We start from the raw sequence: 23,287 nt of genomic DNA, 5'->3' as shown, positions 1-23,287 counted from the left end.
CAGCCGAAGCGAGGACGCGCAGACAGGAAACCGTCCGGCTAATTCATCGTCGGGATGACGAACTCGGCGCCGTCCTTCACGCCGGCCCGCGCGCCCGCAGCCGAAGCGAGGACGCGCAGACAGGAAACCGTCCGGCTAATTCATCGTCGGGATGACGAACTCGGCGCCGTCCTTCACGCCGGACGGCCAGCGCGACGTCACAGTCTTGGTCTTGGTGTAGAAGCGGAACGCGTCCGGCCCGTGCTGGTTGAGGTCGCCGAACGAGGACGCCTTCCAGCCGCCAAACGTATAGTAGGCGATCGGCACCGGGATCGGCACGTTGATGCCGACCATGCCGACCTGGACTCGTGAGGCGAAGTCCCGCGCCGCATCGCCGTCGCGGGTGAAGATGGCGACGCCATTGCCCATCTCGTGCTCGTTGGCAAGCTTGATGGCGTTTTCGTAAGTCGGCGCGCGCACCACCGACAGCACCGGCCCAAAGATCTCTTCCTTGTAAATGCGCATGTCGGCAGTCACGTTGTCGAACAGGCAGCCGCCCATATAGTAGCCGTTCTCGTAGCCCTGCATGGAAAAGCCGCGGCCATCGACTACCAGCTTGGCGCCTTCCTTGACGCCGGTGTCGACATAGGATTTGACCCGCTCCAGCGCCTGCGCCGTGACCAGAGGGCCGAAATCGGCGGAAGAATCCGTCGACGGACCGACCTTCAGGCTCTCGACGCGCGGCACCAGTTTTTCCATTAGCCGGTTGGCGGTGTCGTTGCCGACCGGGACGGCCACCGAGATCGCCATGCAGCGCTCGCCGGCCGAGCCGTAGCCGGCGCCGATCAGCGCGTCGACGGTCTGGTCCATGTCGGCATCGGGCATGATGATCATGTGGTTCTTGGCGCCGCCGAAGCACTGCACGCGCTTGCCGGCCGCGCAGCCGCGCGAATAGATGTACTGGGCGATCGGTGTCGAGCCGACGAAACCGATAGCCTTGATGTCGGGATCGTCGAGGATGGCGTCGACCACTTCCTTGTCGCCGTTGACGACATTGAGGATGCCCGCCGGCAGGCCGGCCTCGATGAACAGTTCGGCAATCCGCATCGGCACGCCCGGATCGCGCTCCGACGGCTTGAGGATGTAGGCATTGCCGCAGGCGATGGCCGGCGCGATCTTCCATAACGGGATCATCGCTGGAAAATTGAACGGCGTGATGCCGGCGACGACGCCGAGCGGCTGGCGCATCGAATAGACGTCGATGCCGGGGCCGGCGCCATCGGTGAACTCGCCCTTCATCATATGCGGCGCACCGATGCAGACCTCGACCACTTCGAGGCCACGCTGGATGTCGCCCTTGGCGTCGGCGATGGTCTTGCCGTGTTCGCGCGCCAACATCTCGGCCAGCGCGTCATACTCCTTGGCGACCAGCTCGAGGAACCGCATCAGGACGCGTACGCGCCGCTGAGGATTGGTCGCCGCCCAGCCGGGCTGTGCCGCCTTGGCGTTTTCGACCGCTGCGCGCAATTCCGCCTGCGAAGCCAACGCCACCGTGCCACGCACCGTGCCGTCCATCGGCTGCATGACGTCCTGCTTGCGGCCGCTGGTCCCGGCGACACGCTTGCCGCCAATGAAATGACCGTATTCGATCATGGTTTCTCTCCCTGGTTCGTGATGAGGCATTGTCCGCCTTTGCGGGAGCGATGGCAACGCGAGTGAAAACGCAACCGTTGTGCAGAAAATAGATAGCGGCGCGCGATTGTGCATCAAATGGCGCAAATGGTAGGGAGTGTACTCCTATCGCTTGGATTGCTGAGTTGAGTTTCTTCACACCCCCCTCTGTCCTGCCGGACATCTCCTCCGCAAGGGGGGAGATTGGCGGCTTCGGCCTTACCGCCCTTTTTGCGACGTTGGAGATTGGCGAAAGCCGACCGGACATCCGATCTCCCCCCTTGCGGGGGAGATGGCCGGCAGGCCAGAGGGGGGTGGGCGGGAACACGGCGCTCTCTATCGAAACGGACCATCCCGATGAACTGGGATGACGTTCGCATCTTCCTTGCCGTGGCGCGCGCCGGCCAGATCCTCGGCGCCGCCAGGCGGTTGGAGCTCAATCACGCGACCGTCTCGCGCCGCATTGCCGCCCTCGAGGATGCATTCAGGACAAAACTGTTTCGCCGGCTTACCACCGGCAGCGAGCTGACGCCGGCAGGCGAACGTTTCCTCGAAATCGCCGAACGCATGGAGGGCGACATGATCGCCGCGCGCTCGACCGTTTCAGGCGAAGGCGACGACGTTTCGGGCACCGTGCGCATCGGCGCGCCGGACGGTTTTGGCGTCGCCTTCCTGGCCAGGCGCCTCGGCGCGCTGACCGCTCTGCACCGTGAACTGACCATCCAGCTGGTGCCGGTACCGCGCTCCTTCTCGTTATCCCGGCGCGAGGCCGACATTGCCATCACCGTCGAACGGCCGACGGAAGGCCGGCTGGTGGCGGGAAAGCTGGTCGACTACACGCTCGGCCTGTTCGCGTCGCGGGCCTACGCCGACACGCATGGCCTGCCCGGAAGCGCCGCCGAGCTGGGCCAGCACACGCTGATCGGCTACGTGCCGGACCTGATCGTCAGTCCCTCGCTCGACTACGCGGCCGAATTCAGCGCCGACTGGCGCACCAGCTTCGCCATTTCCTCAGCGCTCGGCCAGGCCGAAGCGGTGCGTTCCGGCGCCGGTATCGGCATACTGCACACCTTCGTTGCCCACTCGATGCCGGAGTTGGTGCCTCTCGATATCGTCGCACCCATCCGCCGCGCCTACTGGCTGGTCTATCATGAATCGGTCAGGCCGCTGCGCCGCGTTCAGATCGTCGCGAGCTTCATCACCAAGGCCGTCGAACGGGATCGGGGATTGTTCGCGTGAGATCTATCGGCCGCTGGCTGTCTTAGCTGCTGGGGGTCTTACTTGGCATATCGTCCCGGCCCGAGATCGCCGACGTCGATGTCTGGCACCCGGCTGGAGATGATGTCGGCCAGAACCTTGGCCGAGCCGCAGGCCATGGTCCAGCCGAGCGTGCCGTGGCCGGTATTGAGATAGAGATTGGAGAAATCGGTGCGCCCAATCAGCGGCGGCCCGTCCGGCGTCATCGGCCGCAGCCCGCACCAGAAGGTGGCCGACCGCATGTCGCCGCCGCCCGCGAAAAGGTCGCCGACCGAATGTTCGAGCGTGCGGCGCCGCGATTCGTGCAGCCGCATGTCGAAGCCGGAGATTTCCGCCGTGCCGCCGACCCGGATACGGTCGCCGAGGCGGGTGATCGCCACCTTGTAGCTCTCGTCCATCACCGTCGACACCGGCGCGGCGGCGGCGTCCTTGATCGGCAGGGTGATCGAATAGCCCTTGACCGGGTAGACCGGGATGGGCCGCTTCAGCATGCGCATGAACCGCGCCGAATAGCTGCCCATCGCCATCACATAGGCGTCAGCGACCATCCAGCCCTTGCTGGTGCTGATGTTGGTGATGCGATCGCGCTTCTTGACGACGCGCCGTATCTCCGTGTCGTATTCGAAGGTGACGCCGCGTGCCGCGCAAAGCTCCGCAAGCCTGTCGGTGAACATCTTGCAGTCGCCGGTTTCGTCGCCGGGCAACCGCAGGCCACCGACGAATTTCTCGCGCACGCCAGCCAGCGCGGGCTCGGCAGCAATGCAGCCGTCGGGGTCGAGGACCTCATAAGGGACGCCATAGGTCTTCAGTACCTCGACATCGCCGCCGACGCCATCGAGCTGCTTTTGCGTTCGGAAAAGCTGCAGCGTACCCTTGGCGCGCTCGTCATAGGCGATGCCGGTCGCCTCGCGCAGCGCCTTCAGCGTGTCGCGGCTGTATTCGGCCAGCGGCACCATGCGCGCCTTGTTCAGCGCGTAGCGTTCAGCCGTGCAATTGCGCAGCATCTTGACCAGCCATATCCACATATGCGGATCGAGCGCCGGCCGCACCACCAGCGGACCATGCTTCATCAACAGCCATTTGACGGCCTTCAGCGGAACGCCGGGCCCGGCCCAGGGCGAGGCATAGCCGGGCGAGATCTCGCCGGCATTGGCAAAGCTGGTTTCCAGCGCCGGGCCTTTCTGGCGGTCGATCACCGTCACCTGATGGCCGGCCTCGGCAAGAAAATAGGCGGCGGTGACCCCGACCACACCGCCGCCCAGCACGAAGATCTTCATCGCTTAGTTCTCCGCAACGGCGTCTCGTCAGGGTCCGGGTCCGGCATCATCGCCGCCTTCTGTCTGCCGGATTCTGCGGCGTCCGCCAAGTGCCGATGCTGAGGGAAACGACATGCGTGAGGACAACAAGCTTGCGTCCTAGCCATTCACATAGCGCCGGTGGAAGCGGTGGCCGAGGCTGGTCAAGACCTCATAGCCGATGGTGCCGGCCTGGCCGGCTACCTGGTCCACGGTCTGCGACGACGGCCCGATCAGTTCGACGAGGTCGCCGGCCTTCAGCTTGCCGGGCGGCAATGCGGAAATGTCAAGGATGATCGAATCCATCGAAACCCGGCCGATGAAGGGCAGCCGCACATTTTCGAACCAGGCAGCGGAAGCGGCGCGTCGATGCCAGCCATCGCCGTAGCCGAGCGAAATCGTCGCCGCGGCAAGCGGGGCCTTGGTGTGGAAAGTGTGGCCGTAGCCGACACCGGCGCCGGCCTCCAGCATCCGCGTCTGGATGACCTTGGCTTGCAATCGCACCACCGGCAGCATCGGGTTGTCCTTCGCCGGCGTCGGATTGATGCCATAGAGAGCGGCACCCGGACGAACGAGGTCGTAGTGATAGCGCTGCCCGAGAAAAATGCCTGATGAATTGGCAAGCGACGCCGGCGCTCCCGGCAGCATCCGGCGCAGCCGTTCGAATTCCAGCCGTTGCTGCTCGTTGGCCGGTTGCTCGGGTTCGTCGGCGCAGGCGAGATGGCTCATCACGAAGGTCAGTTCGACACCATCGAAAGCCTGCGGATCCTGCGCGATGGCTTTCACCTCCTCGGGCGCCATGCCGAGCCGCGACATGCCGCTGTCGACCTGGACGGCGGCAGGCAATTTATGGCCCACCCGCCCGGCCATCTCGCGCCATGCCGCAAGTTGGCTGGCGCTGTTGACGACAGTGCAAAGCCCCGCCGCAACCGCTTCCCGTTCCGCACCTGGCGGAATGCCGTTCAGCACGTAGATGGCCGGGTCTGAGCCGAGCGCCTTGCGCAGCAAGACGCCGCCGGCCAAATGCGCGACGAAGAAAATATCACAGCCTTCAGCCATCAGCGCCGCCGCCACCGGCGCCGCGCCAATCCCGTAACCGTCGGCCTTGACCACTCCGGCACAGCTGACGCCGCCCAGACGCGCCTTCAGCCGCCGGTAATTCTCACGGACGGCGCCAAGATCGACGGTCAGGATCGCCCCCGCCGCCGCTTCGCTGATCGGCTCACTCGGGGCGCCGGCCTGCGGTAGAGAGACGGTCTGCGGAAGGGATTTGCTGGAGATGTCGGTCATGCCGACCTGTTTTAGCGGAAGGCCGGCGGCTACGCCACCAGGTGCCGGAACGCTGCCACCACGTCCTCGTAGACCTTGCGCTTGAACGGCACGATCAGACCGGGCAGTTCCAGCATCGGCCGCCACGCCCACCGGTCGAACTCGGCCTTGTGGCCACCCGGCGGCGGATTGATTTCGATCTCGCTTTCGTCACCGTGGAAGCGGAAGGCAAACCATTTCTGCGTTTGGCCGCGATATCGTCCCTTGAAGGCGACGCCGACCAGATGGGCCGGCAGGTCGTATTTGATCCAGTGCGGCGCCTCGGCCAGCAGCGACACCGAGCGCATGCCGGTCTCTTCGTAAAGCTCGCGCTCCGCCGCGGGCAGCGGCTCCTCGCCATCGTCTATGCCGCCCTGTGGCATCTGCCAGAGCTGCGTGGTTCCAGCGAATTCGCTGTCCGGCTCGGCAATGCGATGGCCGACCCAGACCATGCCATCGCCATTGAGGACCATCACCCCTACGCAGGGCCGGTAGGGCAGTGTCTCGGCGTCAACGAGCTTGTTCTTTGCCATGTCAGCCTTTTTCCGGATCTATGGCCACCGCCGAAATCGGCACGATCTCGATGCCGCGCTTCTTGGCCTCGGTCACCCAGGACGACACGGTATCGACTGTCAGGTCGAAGGCCGAGCCGATGCCGACGGCAAAGCCTTTCGCCCGTGCCGTCGCTTCCAGCCCATCCAGTTTCTTCAATATGGCGCCGCGGTCCTGCACCGCGTCGATCGCCGTATCGCCGCCGACGAACGGCACGCCGTCCTTCAGCGCCAATTCGGATGCCAGGCTGCGCGCCGACGAACCGTCGTCGACATAGGCCAGACCACGCTTGCCAAGCTCGGCCATCAACGGCCCCATCGCCGTCGCGTCGGCCGAAAAGCGGGCGCCCATATAGTTCATGACGCCGGTGTAGTTGGTCGTTCGCGACAGCGCCCAGCGTAAATTCTTCAAATTCTCGTCCGGTGCCGCTGCCACGGTCAGCGTGTTACGGCCGGGGTTGACGTTCGGATAGTCGAACGGCTCGAGCGGCACCTGCATGATGACCTCATGGCCGCCTTGCCGCGCCACCTGCATCCAGCGGCCGATGCTGTTGCCTTGCGGCGCGAAGGCCAGCGTCACTTCCGCCGGCAGCTTGGCGATGGCTGCCTGCGTGCCGGTCTGCGACACGGCAAGCCCGCCGATGACGAGCGCCACGCGTGCACCGCGTGCGCCGGACCACGCCCGCGCATAGACATCGAACGGGCGCCGGCCGTCGGCGGCGCGGATCGGCAGCGGACCGGTCTCGCTGGCCTCGATCAGCGCCTTGTCGGGAATGTGCGCGATCCTGAGGTTCTGGCCGATCGTCGAAGGGTCGCGGATGACAATGGCCGCCTTGGGCGGACCGTCGCCCTCTTCGGTCTGGACATGGATGATCTGCGGACCGCCCATCTTCCCGCTTGTCGTTTGTTCGCCCGTCTTCTGTTCGCTTGCGTTGCTTGGCGCTTCCGTTGCGGGCGTCGCCTTGGCCGGCGCCGCGGCGGGATCCGCCGCTGCCGGCATCTTCGGCGTCGAAACGGCGACTTCTTGCGGCTTGCGGAACGGCTTGTCGCGCAAGGCGATCGCGCCGGAAACGCCGACCACGGCCAGCACGACGAGCGCGGCCGCGACTGCACCGGCGCTGATCCTGCTGCCTGGGCGCGGCGCCCGGATCGCCTGTCCGAGAGGTCGTTCTATGTCCTTGCCGATATCAGCCAAGCCCGCACCCCCGGCGCGCATCTCCGAAGTGAAACCTCCGGAGGCGCAAATCCAAAATGTCGGCGCGTCCCCTCGCTTCACTGGACGCGCAGCATGCCGGCCGCGGCCCCGAATCAAACTGCCGGAGCCTCGCGGCCCCGGCAGCATCGCATCGCTTCGCTCAGGCAGCCAGACCTGTTTGGCCCGGGTTGCCTGCCCTTATTGGTTCAACACGGCCTTCTGCGGATTCGGTGGGAACGCCGGATCGGTCTTCTGGCCGCGCAGCAGCTGCTCGGCATAAATGAGCTGCAAATCGTCCTTCGGTTCCGGCGGCACATAGGCTGCCGAGCCCGAACCGGTCGTGCCTTCGTCGGCGCCCTTGATATGGCCCTTGAGGTCGGATTCGCCGCGCGTCAGGTCCCTGCCCTGCAGTTCCGCCGGCAGCGGCTGGTCAACCTTGATATCGGGCGTGATGCCCTTGCCCTGGATCGACTTGCCGGACGGTGTGTAATAGAGCGCCGTCGTCAACCGCAGCGCCCCGTTCTCGCCAAGCGGGATGATGGTCTGCACCGAACCCTTGCCGAAGGACTGCGTGCCGACCACCGTGGCGCGGCGCAGATCCTGCAGCGCGCCGGCAACGATTTCCGAGGCACTGGCCGAGCCGCCATTGACGAGCACGATCAGCGGCTTGCCGCCGATATCGTCGCCGGCCCGCGCGTCGAAGCGGGTGACGTCCTTCGGATCGCGGCCGCGCGTCGAGACGATCTCGCCACGGTCGAGGAAGGCATCCGACACACTCACCGCCTGGTCGAGCAAACCGCCCGGATTGAGGCGCAGGTCGAGCACGTAACCCTTGAGCTTGTCGTTCGGCACCTGCTTCTTGATGGTGTCGATGGCATTCTCGAGGTCGTCATAGGTCTTTTCGGTAAAGGAGGTGATCTTCATGTAGCCGATGTCGTTTTCGACCCGGAACTTCACCGCCTTTACCTTGATGATGTCGCGCACGACCGTCAGTTCGATCGGCTTGTCGGCGCCCTGGCGCAGGATGGTGAGCTTGATCGGTGTGTTGACCAGCCCGCGCATCTTCTCGACGGCGTCGTTGAGGGTCAGGCCGCGAACCTCCTCGCCGTCGATCTTGGCGATATAGTCGCCGGCGAGCACGCCAGCCTTGGCGGCCGGCGTATCGTCGATCGGCGTGATCACCTTGACCAAGTCGTTCTCCATGGTGACCTCGATGCCGAGGCCGCCGAACTCGCCCTTGGTCTGCACGCGCATGTCCTGCGCTTCTTCGGCATTCATGTAGGAGGAGTGCGGGTCGAGCGAGGACAGCATGCCGTTAATGGCATTTTCGACCAGCGATTTGTCGTCGGGCGGCGTCACATAATTCGCCCGCACCCGCTCGAAGATATCGCCGAAGATCGCCAGTTGCTTATAGGTCTCGGAGCCCGCAGCCTTCGCCGTCGAGCCGGGCGCGCCATAGACCAGGCTCATCGCCGATGCACCCATCAGCGCACCGGCAAACAGAAGCGACAGTTTCCGCATCATTCACGTCCTTCCAGAAAAACGGTCCGCCCACCATGGGGCCGGATCGACGGGTTTTCCATCCTTGCGGAACTCGACATAGAGCTCCGGCGTGGCATTTCCATTCTTCGATGCCGAGGTGCTCGCCACCCGGGCCTCTCCCATCGCGCCGACCGGCTCACCTGCGAGCACCGACTGGCCAGACGCGACGCTGATTCTGCTCATCCCCGCTAGGACGACATGATAGCCGTCACCCGCATTCAGGATCAAGAGTTGACCGTAAGAGCGGAAAGGCCCCGCATAAAGCACGTTTCCATCCGCCGGCGCTGTGACGATGGCTCCCGATTGTGTCGCAACCATGTCACCGAGCATCACCGCGCCGTTACCGTCGTTGGCCCCGAAGCGCCGCTTGATCCTGCCGGTGACCGGCAGCGCGATCTGCCCTTGAAGCGCGGAAAACGGCGCAGCAGCGGTGAGCCTGTTGCTCTCCGGCACCGGCAGCGAGGCCAGTTCCGTTGGCGCCGGGGCCGATGCCGGGCCCTTGTCGGCGTCCACCGTCTTTTGCTCGGCTGCCTTGGCCGCATCCGCCGCCTTGCGGGCCCTGTCGGCCTCGAGCGATGCGATCAGCTCTTTCAGGCTGCCGGCCTTGGCCGCCAGCGTCGCGGACCGTCGCTTTTCGGCGGCCAGCGCGGTTTGCGTATCGGCGGCGAGCTTCTGCTTGGCTTCGAGCAGCATGCCGAGCCGCTTTTTTTCCGCCGCCTGCTCGCCGACCGCTGCCGTCAGCCGCGCCCGCTCGGCCTCGATCGAGGCCGTCACCCGCGACTGCTCTTTGAGATCGGCCAGCAACATGTCGGTCTGCTGGCGCAGTTCCGGCACCACGGCACCGAGCAGGATGGCGCTGCGCACCGACGACAATGCGTCCTCCGGCTTGACCAGGATCGCCGGCGGCGGATTGAGCCCCATGCGCTGCAGCGCGCCGAGCACTTCGGCCAGAACGTCACGTCTGGCGGCCAGTGAGGCGCGTATCTTCTGCTCCTGCGCCTTCAGCCCTTCCAGCTTGCCGCCAATGTCCTCGATGTCCTGGCCGAGCTTCTGCTCGGTCATCGCCGACTGGATCAGTGCCGCGGTGATCGAGGCATGGTCCTTCTTGACCGCCGCTATGTCGGCGGCGAGCTTGGCCAGCCGCTCGGACGACAGCGTGATCTCTTTCGATACCTTTTCGTATTCGGCGCGGCTCTGGTCCGGGTCCGGCGCCAGGTCGAGCGTGTTCTCAGCCCGCGCGATCCCGAGCGAAACCACGATCACCGCCGCTGCGATGCCGTAGCGCACGCGCCAGGAGCCCGTTCGTGATTTCCAGTCTTCAGACATTGAAGCCCAACTCTATGCGCGGCTTCGTTAACGAACCATCAACCATGTTCGAGCCCGGCCGCCATCCGCAAACCCCTATGAGCCCAAACTGTCGATGAGCATTGGGGCAGAAATCCGGGCGGCTGGCGTCAATTCGCTGATCGAACCGGCTTCATGAACGATGGTAGGGGTGGCCGGAAAGAATCGTGGCCGCCCTGTAAAGCTGCTCGCCCAGCATGACGCGGACCAGCTGATGCGGCCAGGTCAGCGCGCCGAGCGACACCGTCAGATCAGCCAAGTCACGCAGCGACTGGTCATGGCCGTCGGCGCCGCCAATGGCGATCACCAGCGCCTTGCGCCCGCCATCGCGCAGCAAGCTTATGCGGCCGGCGAAATCCTCGGAGGAAAGGTTCTTGCCGCGCTCATCCAGCAGCATCAGCGCCGTGCCCGGTTGCAAGTGCGTCTGCAGCTTCTGGCCTTCCTCGCGCCGGCGCTCATTGGCCGTCTGCGCGCGGCCTTCGGCAATCTCGGCGACCCCGGCGAATTCGAGGCCTACGGCAGGGCCGCTCTTGGCGAAACGCTCGAAATAGCGGTCGGCCAACTGCTTCTCGGGGCCGGCTTTCATTCGGCCCACGGCATGAACGGTAATCTTCATCCCTGCCTCGGAGAGCCGCTGATGCGTGTCGCACAACGACATGCATCAAGACGAATACGGCTCAGTGGAGGGTCTCTTCCTCAAGATCCGGCGCCTGCCACATCTTTTCGAGATTGTAGAAGTCGCGGACCTCGGGACGGAAGACATGGACGATGATGTCGCCCGAATCGATCAGGACCCAGTCGGCGCCAGCCAGCCCCTCGACGCGCGCCGTGCCGAGCCCGGCATCCTTGAGCGCCTTGAGGAGATGATCGGCGACAGCCGAGACATGACGGTGCGATCGGCCCGACGCGACGACCATGTAGTCGCCGAGGCTCGATTTCCCCTGAATGTCGATTGAGACGATGTTTTCGGCCTTGGAGTCTTCCAGACTGGCAAGGACTGTCTTGATGGCGCGGGACACGGCGTCGTTTACGCTGATCCCGGCCGGCGAAGGCACGATGTCGGCCTTCTTCCGCAGTGCTGTTCTCAGTGTATTTCCTTTCGCAGCAAGAACAACCAAATCACCTTTCAAATCAGGTGACACTGCTTAGATAGGCAGAGTTAGGTTGCAGTTTCAAGACACCGCTCGCAAGCAGACGCCCGGTAACGGCCGAATATGCGGCTTTTCCGGGCCAGAAATTCGGAACCGCCTCGCCCCGCAGCGGTTATCGGCTCATCCACGAACCGGAATCCCGACATGCCGATCGATCCTCAGAACGCCCTCCTCACCGTGCAATCCGGCCTGGCGCAACTCAGCACGCTGATCGTCTCCTACTCGCTTTCGGCGGTCGGCGCCGTCATCCTGCTGGTCATCGGCTACATCGTCGCCGGCCTCGCCGAGCGTTCGATCTATGCCGGCCTCGGCCACGTTCACGGCTTCGACGAAACGCTCCGCCATTTCTTCTCGCAGGTCGTCCGCTACGCCATCCTCGGGCTTGTCGTGATCATGGTTCTCGGCCAGTTCGGCGTGCAGACGGCTTCGATCATTGCCGCCATCGGTGCCGCCGGCCTGGCCATCGGTCTGGCGCTGCAAGGCACGCTGCAGAACATTGCCGCTGGCATCATGCTGCTGGCGCTGCGGCCGTTCCGCATCGGCGAATATGTCGAGGTCGGCGCCATATCCGGTACCGTCGAGGAGATCGGGCTGTTTGCAACAACGCTGAGGACGGTCGAAGGTGTCTACGTGCTTGCACCTAACTCGACCCTGTGGAACCAGCCGGTCCGCAATTTCACCCGCAATGGTGTGCGCCGCGGCGACATCACGCTCAGCATCGGCTCGTGGAACGACATCGATTTCGCGCAAAAGACCATGCTCGGTGTCGCCGCCGCCGACCGGCGCGTCAGGCGGCAGCCGGCGCCGATCGCCTTTGTCGCGACTGTCGGGGACAGCACCGTCGCCATCACCTTGCGCTACTGGACGGCGGCTGCCGATTTCTTCGCCGCCCAGATCGACCTCACCAAGAGTGTCAAGCAGGCGTTCGATGCCGAAGGCCTTTCAATTCCGGCGCCGGCGCCGCAAGCGCCGCAGCCGGAGGCCTCAGCCACGCAGCAATAGAGCATTTGAAGCCAGCCCGCAGATGGCCCTCAAAGCTCTCCGCGCCCGCGCTGATCTTCGGGCGCGAAGGCGAGATCGACAGGCAACGGCGCCTGCGCCGTCATCGGCGCGAAACTGCCGGTCTCGGTGGCGGGCACGGGCCGCACCATGCCGACGCGCCAGAGAACGAACAAGCAGTAGGCGGCGGCAATGACGATTGCCACATAGATGAAGGCCTGCGTGCCATAGATGGCGGAAAGCCCGGTCACAATGCCGGGCACGACGAAGCCGGACAGCGACCAGGCAAACAAGAGCGAGCTCGACAGCGCCACCATGTCGTCCTTGCCGGCGCGGTCGCCAGCATGGGCGCTGGCCAGCGAATAGATCGATTCCGAGGCGCCGTCCCAGACCACGTAGATGACGAGCAGCGTCGCCAGAGCGCCACCGTCGAAACCCAGTGCAAACAGGCCCGCCGCGGCGGCAAGCGCCGACGCCGCGATCAGCACAAAGCGCCGGTCGGTGCGGTCGGAAATCCAGCCGAGGGGAATCTGCAGGATCAGCGTGCCGACCGGCATTGCCGAAAGCAGCAAGGCGACGTCGGCCTGGCTGTAGCCTCTGGCGGTGGCATGGATTGGCGCAAAACCCGAAATCGTCATCGACAGGCCGCCGACGGCAAGCATGCCGGCAACGCCGACCGGCGAGATTCGCCAGGCGCGGCCGAGCGCCACCGACGCCGCTTGCGGCGCCGGTGGCTGCGCGAGCCGCGTCAGCCCGACGGGAAGGATCGACAGCGCGGTGAAGGCAATGCCGATCAGCGGCGCATCGGCCGCGCGGATATCGATCAACGCCAGCGTCGAATAGCCGACGCCGAGTCCGGCGACATAGGCAACGTAGAAGATAGCCATGACCCGGCCGCGGATGGCGTTTGCGACGACATCGTTCAGCCAGCTCTGCGCGACAATGAACAGGCCGCATATGGCAAAGCCGTAGAGCGCCCGTGCAGCGATCCATGGTAATGGGTGCGGCCCGGCGCCGACCGCGGCGTTGGACAGCACGATCAGCGCCGACAGTACCATGAACACGCGGGCATGGCCGACACGCCGCACCAGCGGCCCGGTCAGGATGCAGCCAGCGAGGCCGCCAGCCGAAAGGCCGGTGACGATCAGCCCCGCCCAAGTCGGATCGAAGCCCTCGGCGCCGAGCCGGACTGGGATATAGGCGAACATGAGCCCATTGCCGACGGCGATCAGCGCCATCGACAAGAGGATGCTGGCAATGGCGATCGAGGGCGCCGGCTGCCCTAGACCGTTCTTGTCCTGGTCGCGCTCGAGAATCGTCATGACCGAGGATCGCCCATCAAGCAGGTCAAGGCAGCGGCAAATGCGACATGGCTGGACTTGCCTTCCGCCCGCTCAGCCCTTTGCCACATTGCGGATCGCGCTCGACGATAGCGACGAACGCGGGCCGTGGATGAAGGTCCAGGCCGGCGCGTTCATGCGGGCGAGCCGCGGTGCGTCGCCTTCGTCGACGCGGGCATAGTCGAAAGTCTTGGCGACCACGGACGACAGGAACGACAGCGTCGCACCTGGCCGGTCGACCACCGCGATCGGGAACGTCATCACGATACGGCGCCAGCGCTGCCAGCGGTGGAAGTCGCGAAGCGAATCGGCCCCCATGATCCAGACGAAATCGACGCCAGGGTTACGCGCCTTGACCAACGCCAGCGTGTCGGCGGTGAAGCGGACGTGGTGGGCCGCCTCGAAGGCGGTGACCTTGATCTTCGGGTTCTTGGCGATCTTTTCAGACAGCTGCAGCCGCTCGGCCAGCGGCGCAAGTTCACCAGCGTTCTTGAGCGGATTGCCGGGCGTCACCATCCACCACAGCTGGTCGAGAGCAAGGCGTCTGAGTGCGATCTCGGCGACCAGCGCATGCCCGGCGTGCGGCGGATTGAACGAACCGCCAAACAGCCCGACCGCCACGCCTTTCCCGGCATGCGGCATCTTGAGGTAACGGGAGGATATGGCATGTTCGGACAAGGCAAGCATGCGTCAGGCACCCCCCTCTGCCCAGCCGGGCATCTCCCCCTCAAGGGGGGAGATTGTCAGCTTCAATGACAGCTTGAATTCTGCCCGCCCGGCAATTGGCGAAATCGCGAACGAGAGCTGATCTCCCCCCTTGAGGGGGAGATGTCCGGCAGGACAGAGGGGGGTGGCTGGGCGCAAGGCTTCAGGTTCTTTGAACACAAAGCTTCAAGGCCTCACCTGTCCCGACCCGCGTACACGATATTTGAACGACGTCAGTTGCTCGACGCCGACTGGTCCGCGGGCATGCATCTTGCCGGTGGCGATGCCGATTTCGGCGCCCATGCCGAATTCGCCGCCATCGGCAAACTGGGTCGAGGCGTTGTGCAGAAGGATCGCCGAATCGACCTCGTTGAAGAACCGGTCGACCGCTGTGGCGTCCTCGGCGACGATCGCCTCGGTGTGATGCGAGGAGAACGTCTCGATATGCTCGATCGCGCCGCCAATGCCGTCGACCAGCTTCACAGCGATGATCGCGTCGAGATACTCGGTCACCCAGTCTGCATCGGTCGCGGGCTGGGCATCGGCATAAAGCCTCAGCACCTCGGCATCGGCATGGATCTCGCATCCTGCCGCCCGTAGGGCCTCGAGGATCGGCACCAGGTGCGTGACGGCGACGGCACGGTCGACCAGCAGCGTCTCGGCAGCGCCGCACACCCCGGTGCGCCGCATCTTGGCATTGACCGCGATCTTGACCGCCATGTCGAGATCAGCCGATCGGTCGATATAGAGATGGCAGATGCCCTCGAGATGGGCGAAGACCGGCACCCGCGCCTCCTTCTGCACACGCTCGACCAGGCTGCGGCCGCCGCGCGGAATGATGACCTCGAGATTGCCGGAAAGCCCTTTCAGCATTTCGCCGACGGCGGCGCGATCGGTGGTCGGCACCAATTGTATGGCATCCTCCGGCAGCCCGGCTGCCTTCAGCCCCTCGACCAGGCAGGCATGGATCGCGGCGGAAGAATTCGCTGAATCCGAGCCGCCGCGCAGGATCACCGGATTGCCCGCCTTGAGGCAGAGCGCACCGGCATCGGCGGTCACGTTCGGCCGGCTCTCATAGATGACGCCGATGACGCCTAGCGGCGTGCGCACCCGTTCGATGTGCAACCCGTTCGGCCGGTCCCATCCAGCAATGATTTCGCCGATTGGGTCGCGCAACTCGGCGATCTCGCTGATGCCGTCTGCCATGGCGCGGATGCGGACGGGATCGAGCTTCAGCCGATCCATCGACGCTGCCGATAGGCCAGCCTCCTCGCCATTTCTGATGTCGATTGCGTTGGCGTCGAGGATATCCTGCTCATGCCGAAGGATCGCCTGAGCCATGCCGACCAGCGCCTTGTGCTTGCGCTCGGCCGCTGCGATGGCCAGCGGTCGGGCCGCGGCATGCGCGCGGCGGCCGATATCGGCCATCAGCGCGACGGTGTCATCCCGGGATTTTTCATGCAGCGTCAGCATGGCTCATCCTCCGCTATGTAACCTGGTCACCGACTACTTGCTCACCACCGGCATGGCTCACCACAAGGTCGTCGCGGTGGATCATCGCCGAACGCGCCTCGTAGCCGAGCACGGTTTCGATCTCGGTCGTCTTCAGCCCAGCGATCCTTACGGCATCGGCGGCATCATAGGCAACCAGCCCGCGCGCTATCTCGCGGCCCTCGGGCGATAGGATCGCCACCGTGTCGCCACGCGCAAAATTGCCGCTGACCAATTTGACGCCGGCCGGCAGCAGCGACTTGCCGGAGAGCAGCGCGCCGATGGCGCCGGCATCGACGGTCAGCCGGCCAGCCGGTTCGAGCTGCCCGGCGATCCAGGTCTTGTAACCTTTGACCGGGCTGCTGCTCGGCCGGAAGAAGGTGGCGCGCTCGCCGCGCTCGATTGCCAGCAGCGGCGACAGCCGCGTGCCTGATGTGATGATCATGGCGGTGCCGGCGGCGGTTGCAATCTTGCCGGCATCGAGCTTGGTGCGCATGCCGCCGCGCGACAATTCCGAAGCGGCGGCACCCGCCATCGCCTCGATGTCGGGGGTGATGCGGTCGACGATCGGAATGAACCGAGCGTGCGGGTCACGCGCAGGCGGTGCCGTGTAGAGCCCGTCAATGTCGGAGAGCAGCACCAAAAGGTCGGCGCCCATCATGGTGGCGACGCGCGCCGCCAGCCGGTCGTTATCGCCATAACGGATTTCGGAGGTGGCCACCGTATCGTTCTCGTTGATGACCGGCACCGCCTTCATCTTGAGCAGCGTCGAGATCGTCGCCCGCGCGTTGAGATAACGGCGGCGCTCTTCCGTGTCGCCGAGCGTCAACAGGATCTGGCCCGATTTCAAACCATTCTTGCCGAGCGCATCCGACCAGGCGCCGGCCAAGGCGATCTGCCCGACGGCGGCCGCCGCCTGGCTCTCCTCGAGCTTCAGCGCCCGCTTGCCGAGGCCGAGGATGGTGCGGCCAAGTGCAATCGCACCGGAAGACACAACGAGAATTTCGGCGCCGCCATTGGCCAGCACGGCGATGTCGTCGGCAAGCGAGGCCAGCCAGTCGCGCTTCAGGCCCGTCGTGCGGTCGACAAGCAGCGCCGAGCCGATCTTGACGGCAATGCGCCGATAATTTTTCAGCGATTGCGCGGCCATGGCTATGCGTTCCAGCGCGTCTCGACCGGCGCAGCGACAGCTTCGCGCGCCTCCGCCACTACAGCCATCAGCGCGCGCAACACCGCCTCGACGCCCTCGCCGGTGACTGCCGAAAGCAGCATCGGCGCGCGGCCGGCGGCGCGTTTCAGCGAGGCGGCCTTCTTTTTGCGTGCGTCGGCATCGAGTATGTCGACCTGCGAAAGAGCGACGATCTCGACCTTGTCGGTCAGCCCGTTGCCATAGGCGTCGAGTTCGGCGCGCACGGTCTTGTAGGCCTTGCCCGGATTTTCTTCCTGCGCCGAGACGAGGTGCAGAAGGACGCGCGTGCGTTCGACATGGCCGAGAAAGCGGTCACCGATGCCGACGCCTTCATGCGCGCCTTCGATCAGGCCGGGAATGTCGGCAATGACGAATTCGCGCCCGTCGATGCGGGCCACGCCAAGGCCCGGATGCAGCGTGGTGAAGGGATAGTCGGCGATCTTCGGCTTGGCCGCGGTGACGGCCGCCAGGAAGGTCGACTTGCCGGCATTGGGCAGCCCGACCAGGCCGGCATCGGCGATCAGCTTCAGCCTGAGCCAGATATTGAGCTCTTCGCCCGGCAGTCCGGGGTTGGCGCGGCGCGGCGCCTGGTTGGTCGAGGTCTTGAAATGCTGGTTGCCGAAGCCGCCATTGCCGCCCTTGGCCAACAGGAAGCGCTGGCCGACGACCGTCAGATCGCAGATCAGCGTCTCATTGTCCTCGGCAAAGACCTGTGTTCCGGCCGGCACTTTCAGCGTCACGTCGGCACCCTTGGCGCCGGTCATGTTGCGGCCCATGCCGTGCGTCCCGGTCTTGGCCTTGAAATGCTGCTGGTAGCGATAGTCGATCAGCGTGTTTAGTCCGTCGACCGCCTCCACCCAGACATCGCCGCCGCGGCCGCCGTCGCCGCCGTCCGGGCCGCCGAACTCGATGAACTTTTCGCGCCGGAACGACACCGAACCGGCGCCGCCGTCGCCGGAGCGGATGTAGACCTTGGCTTGATCGAGAAATTTCATCGGATTGTATGGTTTCTGCTATTGGCTTTGCGGGATTGCTCTAAAGCAAGGCGGGTCGAAGGGCGAGGGCCGTTTTTGCTACTGTAACGTCGTGCGTATCTCTGGACGCGTAGCATTTGGTTGACCCTTGCCGAAAATCGATCTTCGGCTTTCCAAGCGCGAGATGTCGGAATGAAGCTGGTAACTTACAATATCCACTACGGCATCGGCCTCGACGGCCGCTATGATGTCGGTCGCATCGCCGATGCGGTGCGCGGCGCCGACGTGATCGCGCTGCAGGAGGTCACCCGCGCCAACCCGAAGAATGGCGGCCGCGACATGGTGGCCGAGCTCGGCGAGGCGCTGCCCGACTATTTTGCCGTCTACGGCAGCAATTTCGAAGCCGACGCCGGATCGCGCCTGGAGAACGGCCGCGCCATCACGACCACCTTCCAGCTCGGCAACATGGTGCTGTCGAGAACGCCGATCCATCTGTCGCGCAATCTCCTTTTGCCGCGCAGCCGCAGTTTCGACGCGATGAACTTCCAGCGCGGCGCGCTGGAGGCGCTGATCGAAACGCCGCTTGGCTTCGTCCGCTTCTATTCCACTCATCTCGACCATCGCAGCCCGGTCGAACGCCTGAGCCAGATCCGCTTTCTGCGCGAACGCCTGTTGAACTACCCGCTCAAGGGCGGTTGGCTCTCCGGCGTCGCCGAGATCGGCTTACCGGACTTGCCTTGTCCCGAAGCCTTCGTCGTCATGGGCGACTTCAACATGCTCGCCGGATCGCCGGAACACGTCGAACTCGCCGGCCAGCCTGACCATGAATTCGGCATGCCGGTGACCGCCGACCTCGCCGTCGATGCCGCCGCGCGCCTCGGCGCGGCCGGCGCCGATCTCGTCACCTGGGTCGACCCCAAGCGGCCGGGCGATGCCAGCCGCCACAAGCGCATCGACTACATCTTCACCAGCGCCTCGCTTACCAAATCGCTGAGGCGCCTGTGGGTCGACCGGCAAGCGGCCGGTTCGGATCACTTGCCGGTCTGGGTCGAGATGGCGTGAGCCGCATCCATCAAAAATGCACCCAATTCCTGAGGCTGGTCCAGGTCTTGCGATCGAGGCGGTAGCGCTCGACCGGCACCTGGCCGGCAACGATCGAATTCAGCATGCCCTGGCCGGCATACTGGAAGCCGCATTTGTGGATGACCCGGCGCGAGGCCGGATTGATCACCCGCGTCGAGGCGTGCAGCACCTGGATCGTGGTTCTCTGGAAGGCAAGGTCGACCAGTGCGTGCGCTGCCTCCGTCGCGTAGCCGCGTTTCCAGTACGGCTCGCCGATCCAATAGCCGAGCTCCAGCCCGCGATCCGTGGTGTTGAGCCCGGCACAGCCGACGAAGGTCTCGGTGCCGGCCAGCGTCAACGCATAGGCGATTCCGGCCCGGCGCGATGCCGTCATGGCCAGGAAAGCGCGTGCCTCGGCCTCGCCATAGGGATGCGGCATGCGGGCCAGCATTTCCGCGACATGGCGGTTATCGGCGAGCGCCACCAATTGCTCGACGTCGCTTTCACGCGGGGCCCGCATGACCAGCCGCTCGGTGACCAGGACCGGGCAATCTATCGCGTAACTTTCGTCGTCTATCACTTCCGCTTCGGCAACCATGTCAGTCCTCCAGGCAAGAAAAAGGGGAGATGGAAACCCATCTCCCCTGATCCATTTCCTGGCTTGGCCAGACACCGGTCCCGAGATGGGTGCCGGTGTTCTCTTGCGGAACCGGCTACTCCGCTGCCTTCGTCATCGGGTTCACCGATACGTAGGTTCGGCCATTGGCTTTTTTGTTGAAGGTGACTGCGCCAGCTTCCAGCGCAAACAGCGTGTGGTCCGTGCCAATGCCGACATTGGTGCCGGGATGCCACGTCGTGCCACGCTGACGAATGATGATGTTGCCCGGAATCACGGCTTCGCCGCCGAACTTCTTCACGCCGAGCCGCTTGGAATGGGAGTCGCGACCATTGCGCGACGATCCGCCAGCTTTCTTGTGTGCCATCTAACTACTCCGATGCGCCGCAAGGCGCCTAAACGATCTTATGAACGCGTTCGCGTTCCGTTTCAAGTCCGATCCGGCGACGATTGCGCCGGTTCGTTCTACTTCTTCGCCAATTCCTTGGCCTGCTCGCGCCAGTCCTTGATCTGGTCGGCGCTGAACGGCATGTGCTCGTCGATCTTGGCGACATCCTTGTCGGACAGCTTGGCGATCTGGGCGAAGGTGGTGATGCCCTGTTCGTTGAGCTGGCCGGCGGCAACCGGGCCGATGCCCTTGATCACCGTCAGGTCATCCGGCTCGCCCTTCGGCGCCTTGAACAACGGCGCGGCGGCTTCACTTGCCTCGGCCTTGCCTTCCTTCTTCGGCGCAGCCCCTGCCTTGGCTGCGGCCTTCGGCGCAGCTTCAGCCTTCGCCTCGGTCTTGGCGGCAACTTCGGCCTTCGCTTCGGTCTTGGCGGCGGTCTTCTTCGCCGGCTTGGCGCCACCCAGCAGGATCTCGGCGATCCTGACAGTGGTCAAAAGCTGGCGATGGCCGATCTTGCGGCGCGAATTCTGCCGGCGACGCTTCTTGAAGGCGATGACCGTGCGGTTCTTGCCCTGCTCGACGACTTCGGCGGTGACCATCGCACCATCGACGAACGGCGCGCCGAACGTGACGTTCTCGCCTTCGCCATGCGCGAGCACATTGCCGATTTCGACGATGTCGCCGACATTGGCTTCGAGTTTTTCGATCTTCAGGAGATCGTTGGCGGCAACGCGATACTGCTTGCCGCCCGTTTTGATGACTGCGAACATTTTTTGCCTTTCGCTGTTCGGTCGGCCTTGATGAACCGCCTGAGGCGGTTCGGCCGTCTTTTTGTCAGTCTGCGGGTTCAAAAAACAAGCGGCGCGGAAGATCCCTCCACGCCGATTGCGCGCTGTCCCTAACCGAAGGTTCGGCTTGAGTCAAGGCAAGCGCCGCGGGCAAGCTGCGAATGGGCTGAGCCCAGTCCGGCAAACATGGAACATCGGGCACCGCAGCTTTGAACGCAGCACGGACGGGAACCTGCGGCGCCGGGGCAGATTGGCCCTTGTAACCTGCCTGTCCAGCCGTTATCTAGTGCGCCGCGCCGGCAACGGCGGACCATGACCGCGGAGAGGTGGCAGAGTGGTCGAATGCACCGCACTCGAAATGCGGCATGGGTGCAAGCCCATCGGGGGTTCGAATCCCTCCCTCTCCGCCAGTGATCCTAATTTCATTTTTTTGATTTTTGCCTGCCGAACTCAGCCATAAATGCTCGTGAGGCCGCGGAGCTCAATTGCAGCCCGGCGTTAACCCTTGGCCCGCTAGGTCGTTGACCAAGCAACCGAGCGGTGTTGCGGAAGGTTGTCGGTTCGCAATGTGGGTCAAGCGAGCGTCAGCTGGATCGTGTATTTGGTGATCGACCCGTCGCGAACCTACCCACGACCTCATCGAGCACATGGAACGGAGCAAGAAACCACTTTCGTGGTCGCATTGGATGGTGGCTGGGTTCCGTCGCGAGCAGTTGCTGATCAACGCGGTGACTTGTGTCTGGGTCGGCAAGTTCACCAAAAATCACCGAGTGATGCACTAACTGCTGGAGTGCGCCCCGCCTTCGACGTATAAATGGCGCTACATTCCGGGAGGAAGAGCCATGAATGCAGTGCCTCAATGGCGGCTTGCAGGCGACTGGTTCGACATCTGCAGCTGCGACATCCCTTGCCCTTGCGAGTTCGCCCAGCGGCCGACCGGCAATCACTGCCAGGGCGTGCTCGCCTGGCATGTACGCGAGGGTCAGTATGGCGACGTGAAGCTCGACGGCCTGTCGCTGGTGGCGCTCGGCGAGTTCGAAGGCAATCTATGGGCCGGCGAGGCAAAGGCCGTGATGGGCATGTACCTCGACGAGAAGGCGAACGAGCGGCAACGTGAAGCCCTGCAGGCGATCTTCGGCGGGCAGGCTGGCGGCTGGCCGGCGGGTTTTGCCGCCAACATCGGCGAGATGCGTGGCATGGAGTTCGTGCCGATCACTTTCGAGGTGGCGGGCGACCTTGCCACCTGGCGGGTCGAGATTCCTGGCCTCGTCGTCGGGCATGCGGAAGCGCTTTCAGGTCCCACAACACCACCCGGCAAGCGGGTGCAGACGATCAACCCGCCGGGCTCGGAGGTCGGCCCGGGCCAGGTTGCCACCTGGGGGCGTTCGGTCGAGGTGAGCACCAAAGGCTTCGGGCTCGACTGGACGGGCACGGCGCGCTCGAGCAAACACATTCCGTTCGACTGGACCGGCCCGAACTAGGACGTGCCGATGCCTGACGCGTTCCCCGGGAAATCGCCGCGGCTCCGGAATTTGCGTGGCATGCCGCTCGGCCTTCTCGCATCGCTCGTCGTGCTAACAGCGGCGGCGTGGGCGCTGACCCTCAGCATGGATATGCCTATGGGCATTGCGGTGCGCGGCGGGATGGAGGGTATGGAAGGCATGGCCGGCATGGCGATGGCCGGAATTGCCGCCGACGGCTGGTCACTCGCCGGCGCCGCCGCCTTTCTTGCTGTATGGACGGTGATGATGGCTGCCATGATGCTGCCGGCGGCCGCGCCCATGATCTTTATGTTCGCGGCGGCGCAGGCCATGCGCGAACAGCACGTTGCCATCCCGACGTGGATATTCGTCGCGGGTTACATGCTCGTCTGGGCGGCGGCGGGCCTTCTCGTGTATGTCCTGGTCCAGTTCGGAAGCGAGTTTGCGACCAGCCTCGATCCGCCTCAGCGTTCGAAATGGGCGCCGCTCGCGCTCGGTATCACGCTTGGCGTCGCCGGACTCTACCAATTCACGACCCTCAAGCACATTTGCCTCAGCCATTGCCGTTCGCCGCTCGCTTTCGTTGCGCAGCATTGGCGCGACGGGCGGGTTGGCGCACTCGAGATGGGGCTGCGGCACGGGCTCTATTGCTTTGGTTGCTGCTGGGCGCTGTTTGCCGTGCTGGTCGCGGTGGGCATCATGAGCGTCGCCTGGATGCTGCTGTTGACGCTGGTCGTCTTCGTCGAGAAGCTGCTGCAGCGCGGCCGCCGCTTCGAAGTTGCTTTGGGCATTGCGCTGATGGCCCTCGGGATCGCTGTATCGTTCGGCGCGATCGAGATGCCTTGGATGAGCGGCTAGCCCCCAGCCGGGTGGTGAAATTCCAAACATATCGGTCCTTAAGGATAAGGGCGGGTCGTTGTGTTTGGCGAACCGATACTAGCAGCTGGCAGCCCTCTGATCG

22 protein-coding genes and 1 tRNA gene are annotated in these 23,287 nt (G+C 64.5%); 6 read left to right on the top strand and 17 right to left on the bottom strand.

Going from position 1 to position 23,287, the window contains the following annotated elements:
• Positions 1-135: 135 nt before the first annotated feature.
• Complete coding sequence (locus tag NKH43_RS14315) at positions 136-1,632, bottom strand: CoA-acylating methylmalonate-semialdehyde dehydrogenase (RefSeq protein WP_352588226.1); 1,497 nt, start codon at positions 1,630-1,632, stop codon at positions 136-138.
• Positions 1,633-2,007: 375 nt separating this feature from the next.
• Here NKH43_RS14315 and NKH43_RS14310 point away from each other — a divergent pair, with 375 nt between their 5' ends.
• Complete coding sequence (locus tag NKH43_RS14310; RefSeq protein ID WP_352480948.1) at positions 2,008-2,889, top strand: LysR family transcriptional regulator; 882 nt, start codon at positions 2,008-2,010, stop codon at positions 2,887-2,889.
• A gap of 38 nt (positions 2,890-2,927) precedes the next feature.
• Here the strand turns inward: NKH43_RS14310 and NKH43_RS14305 are convergent, their stop codons facing one another.
• The 8 genes from NKH43_RS14305 to rsfS all read right to left on the bottom strand — a co-directional run bounded on the left by NKH43_RS14305 (position 2,928) and on the right by rsfS (position 11,197).
• Entirely contained in the window at positions 2,928-4,184 is a 1,257-nt protein-coding gene (locus NKH43_RS14305) for a D-amino acid dehydrogenase (protein WP_352858722.1), read from the bottom strand.
• Between the two features lie 138 nt (positions 4,185-4,322).
• A complete protein-coding gene (alr, locus tag NKH43_RS14300; protein ID WP_023719670.1) occupies positions 4,323-5,492 on the bottom strand; it encodes an alanine racemase in 1,170 nt (389 codons plus the stop codon).
• A gap of 29 nt (positions 5,493-5,521) precedes the next feature.
• Positions 5,522-6,043, bottom strand: coding sequence for an RNA pyrophosphohydrolase (locus NKH43_RS14295; RefSeq protein WP_352480951.1), 522 nt, complete (start codon positions 6,041-6,043; stop codon positions 5,522-5,524).
• 1 nt (position 6,044) lies between these two features.
• On the bottom strand, positions 6,045-7,256 hold the full coding sequence (locus NKH43_RS14290; protein ID WP_352858720.1) for a divergent polysaccharide deacetylase family protein: 1,212 nt from the start codon (positions 7,254-7,256) through the stop codon (positions 6,045-6,047).
• Positions 7,257-7,454: 198 nt separating this feature from the next.
• Positions 7,455-8,780: a S41 family peptidase gene (locus NKH43_RS14285; RefSeq protein WP_023719673.1), complete on the bottom strand. Its 1,326-nt coding sequence runs from the start codon at positions 8,778-8,780 to the stop codon at positions 7,455-7,457.
• Complete coding sequence (locus NKH43_RS14280) at positions 8,781-10,124, bottom strand: murein hydrolase activator EnvC family protein (protein WP_352858718.1); 1,344 nt, start codon at positions 10,122-10,124, stop codon at positions 8,781-8,783.
• Between the two features lie 151 nt (positions 10,125-10,275).
• Positions 10,276-10,758, bottom strand: a complete 483-nt coding sequence (rlmH, locus tag NKH43_RS14275) for a 23S rRNA (pseudouridine(1915)-N(3))-methyltransferase RlmH (protein WP_352858717.1) — start codon at positions 10,756-10,758, stop codon at positions 10,276-10,278.
• Between the two features lie 61 nt (positions 10,759-10,819).
• Entirely contained in the window at positions 10,820-11,197 is a 378-nt protein-coding gene (gene rsfS, locus NKH43_RS14270; protein ID WP_023678068.1) for a ribosome silencing factor, read from the bottom strand.
• Between the two features lie 240 nt (positions 11,198-11,437).
• Between rsfS and NKH43_RS14265 the strand changes: the two genes are divergently transcribed.
• A complete protein-coding gene (locus NKH43_RS14265) occupies positions 11,438-12,295 on the top strand; it encodes a mechanosensitive ion channel family protein (RefSeq protein WP_023719676.1) in 858 nt (285 codons plus the stop codon).
• A gap of 29 nt (positions 12,296-12,324) precedes the next feature.
• Here NKH43_RS14265 and NKH43_RS14260 read toward each other — a convergent pair whose 3' ends face one another.
• The 5 genes from NKH43_RS14260 to obgE form a co-directional block, all read right to left on the bottom strand.
• Positions 12,325-13,614 (bottom strand): MFS transporter, encoded by a 1,290-nt coding sequence (locus NKH43_RS14260; RefSeq protein ID WP_023719677.1) that lies wholly within the window; start codon positions 13,612-13,614, stop codon positions 12,325-12,327.
• A 72-nt stretch (positions 13,615-13,686) separates the two neighbouring features.
• Positions 13,687-14,274, bottom strand: coding sequence for a nicotinate-nucleotide adenylyltransferase (locus NKH43_RS14255; protein WP_031194203.1), 588 nt, complete (start codon positions 14,272-14,274; stop codon positions 13,687-13,689).
• Between the two features lie 249 nt (positions 14,275-14,523).
• The gene (locus tag NKH43_RS14250; RefSeq protein ID WP_352480953.1) at positions 14,524-15,810 is read right to left on the bottom strand and encodes a glutamate-5-semialdehyde dehydrogenase; all 1,287 of its coding nucleotides are present in this window, start codon (positions 15,808-15,810) and stop codon (positions 14,524-14,526) included.
• 13 nt (positions 15,811-15,823) lie between these two features.
• Complete coding sequence (gene proB / locus NKH43_RS14245) at positions 15,824-16,978, bottom strand: glutamate 5-kinase (RefSeq protein ID WP_023719680.1); 1,155 nt, start codon at positions 16,976-16,978, stop codon at positions 15,824-15,826.
• Between the two features lie 2 nt (positions 16,979-16,980).
• On the bottom strand, positions 16,981-18,012 hold the full coding sequence (obgE, locus tag NKH43_RS14240; RefSeq protein WP_023719681.1) for a GTPase ObgE: 1,032 nt from the start codon (positions 18,010-18,012) through the stop codon (positions 16,981-16,983).
• 171 nt (positions 18,013-18,183) lie between these two features.
• Between obgE and NKH43_RS14235 the strand changes: the two genes are divergently transcribed.
• Complete coding sequence (locus tag NKH43_RS14235) at positions 18,184-19,053, top strand: endonuclease/exonuclease/phosphatase family protein (protein WP_352858715.1); 870 nt, start codon at positions 18,184-18,186, stop codon at positions 19,051-19,053.
• 10 nt (positions 19,054-19,063) lie between these two features.
• On the opposite strand, the gene NKH43_RS14230 is transcribed toward NKH43_RS14235, so the two are convergent.
• The 3 genes from NKH43_RS14230 to NKH43_RS14220 form a co-directional block, all read right to left on the bottom strand.
• Positions 19,064-19,651, bottom strand: a complete 588-nt coding sequence (locus tag NKH43_RS14230) for a GNAT family N-acetyltransferase (protein WP_352858714.1) — start codon at positions 19,649-19,651, stop codon at positions 19,064-19,066.
• Positions 19,652-19,766: 115 nt separating this feature from the next.
• A complete protein-coding gene (gene rpmA, locus NKH43_RS14225; protein WP_023678077.1) occupies positions 19,767-20,036 on the bottom strand; it encodes a 50S ribosomal protein L27 in 270 nt (89 codons plus the stop codon).
• A 98-nt stretch (positions 20,037-20,134) separates the two neighbouring features.
• Entirely contained in the window at positions 20,135-20,827 is a 693-nt protein-coding gene (locus NKH43_RS14220; protein WP_352858712.1) for a 50S ribosomal protein L21, read from the bottom strand.
• 338 nt (positions 20,828-21,165) lie between these two features.
• On the opposite strand from NKH43_RS14220, the gene NKH43_RS14215 reads away from it, so the two are divergent.
• The 3 genes from NKH43_RS14215 (at position 21,166) to NKH43_RS14205 (ending at position 23,184) form a co-directional block, all read left to right on the top strand.
• Positions 21,166-21,255, top strand: a tRNA-Ser gene (locus NKH43_RS14215).
• Positions 21,256-21,687: 432 nt separating this feature from the next.
• On the top strand, positions 21,688-22,326 hold the full coding sequence (locus NKH43_RS14210; RefSeq protein ID WP_023719685.1) for a DUF1326 domain-containing protein: 639 nt from the start codon (positions 21,688-21,690) through the stop codon (positions 22,324-22,326).
• Between the two features lie 9 nt (positions 22,327-22,335).
• On the top strand, positions 22,336-23,184 hold the full coding sequence (locus NKH43_RS14205) for a DUF2182 domain-containing protein (protein WP_352858711.1): 849 nt from the start codon (positions 22,336-22,338) through the stop codon (positions 23,182-23,184).
• The last annotated feature ends 103 nt before the right edge of the window (positions 23,185-23,287 follow it).

This window comes from Mesorhizobium sp. M1163, from assembly GCF_040318415.1.
GTDB lineage: Bacteria > Pseudomonadota > Alphaproteobacteria > Rhizobiales > Rhizobiaceae > Mesorhizobium.
This window is presented reverse-complemented; position numbering and strand designations above follow the sequence as displayed.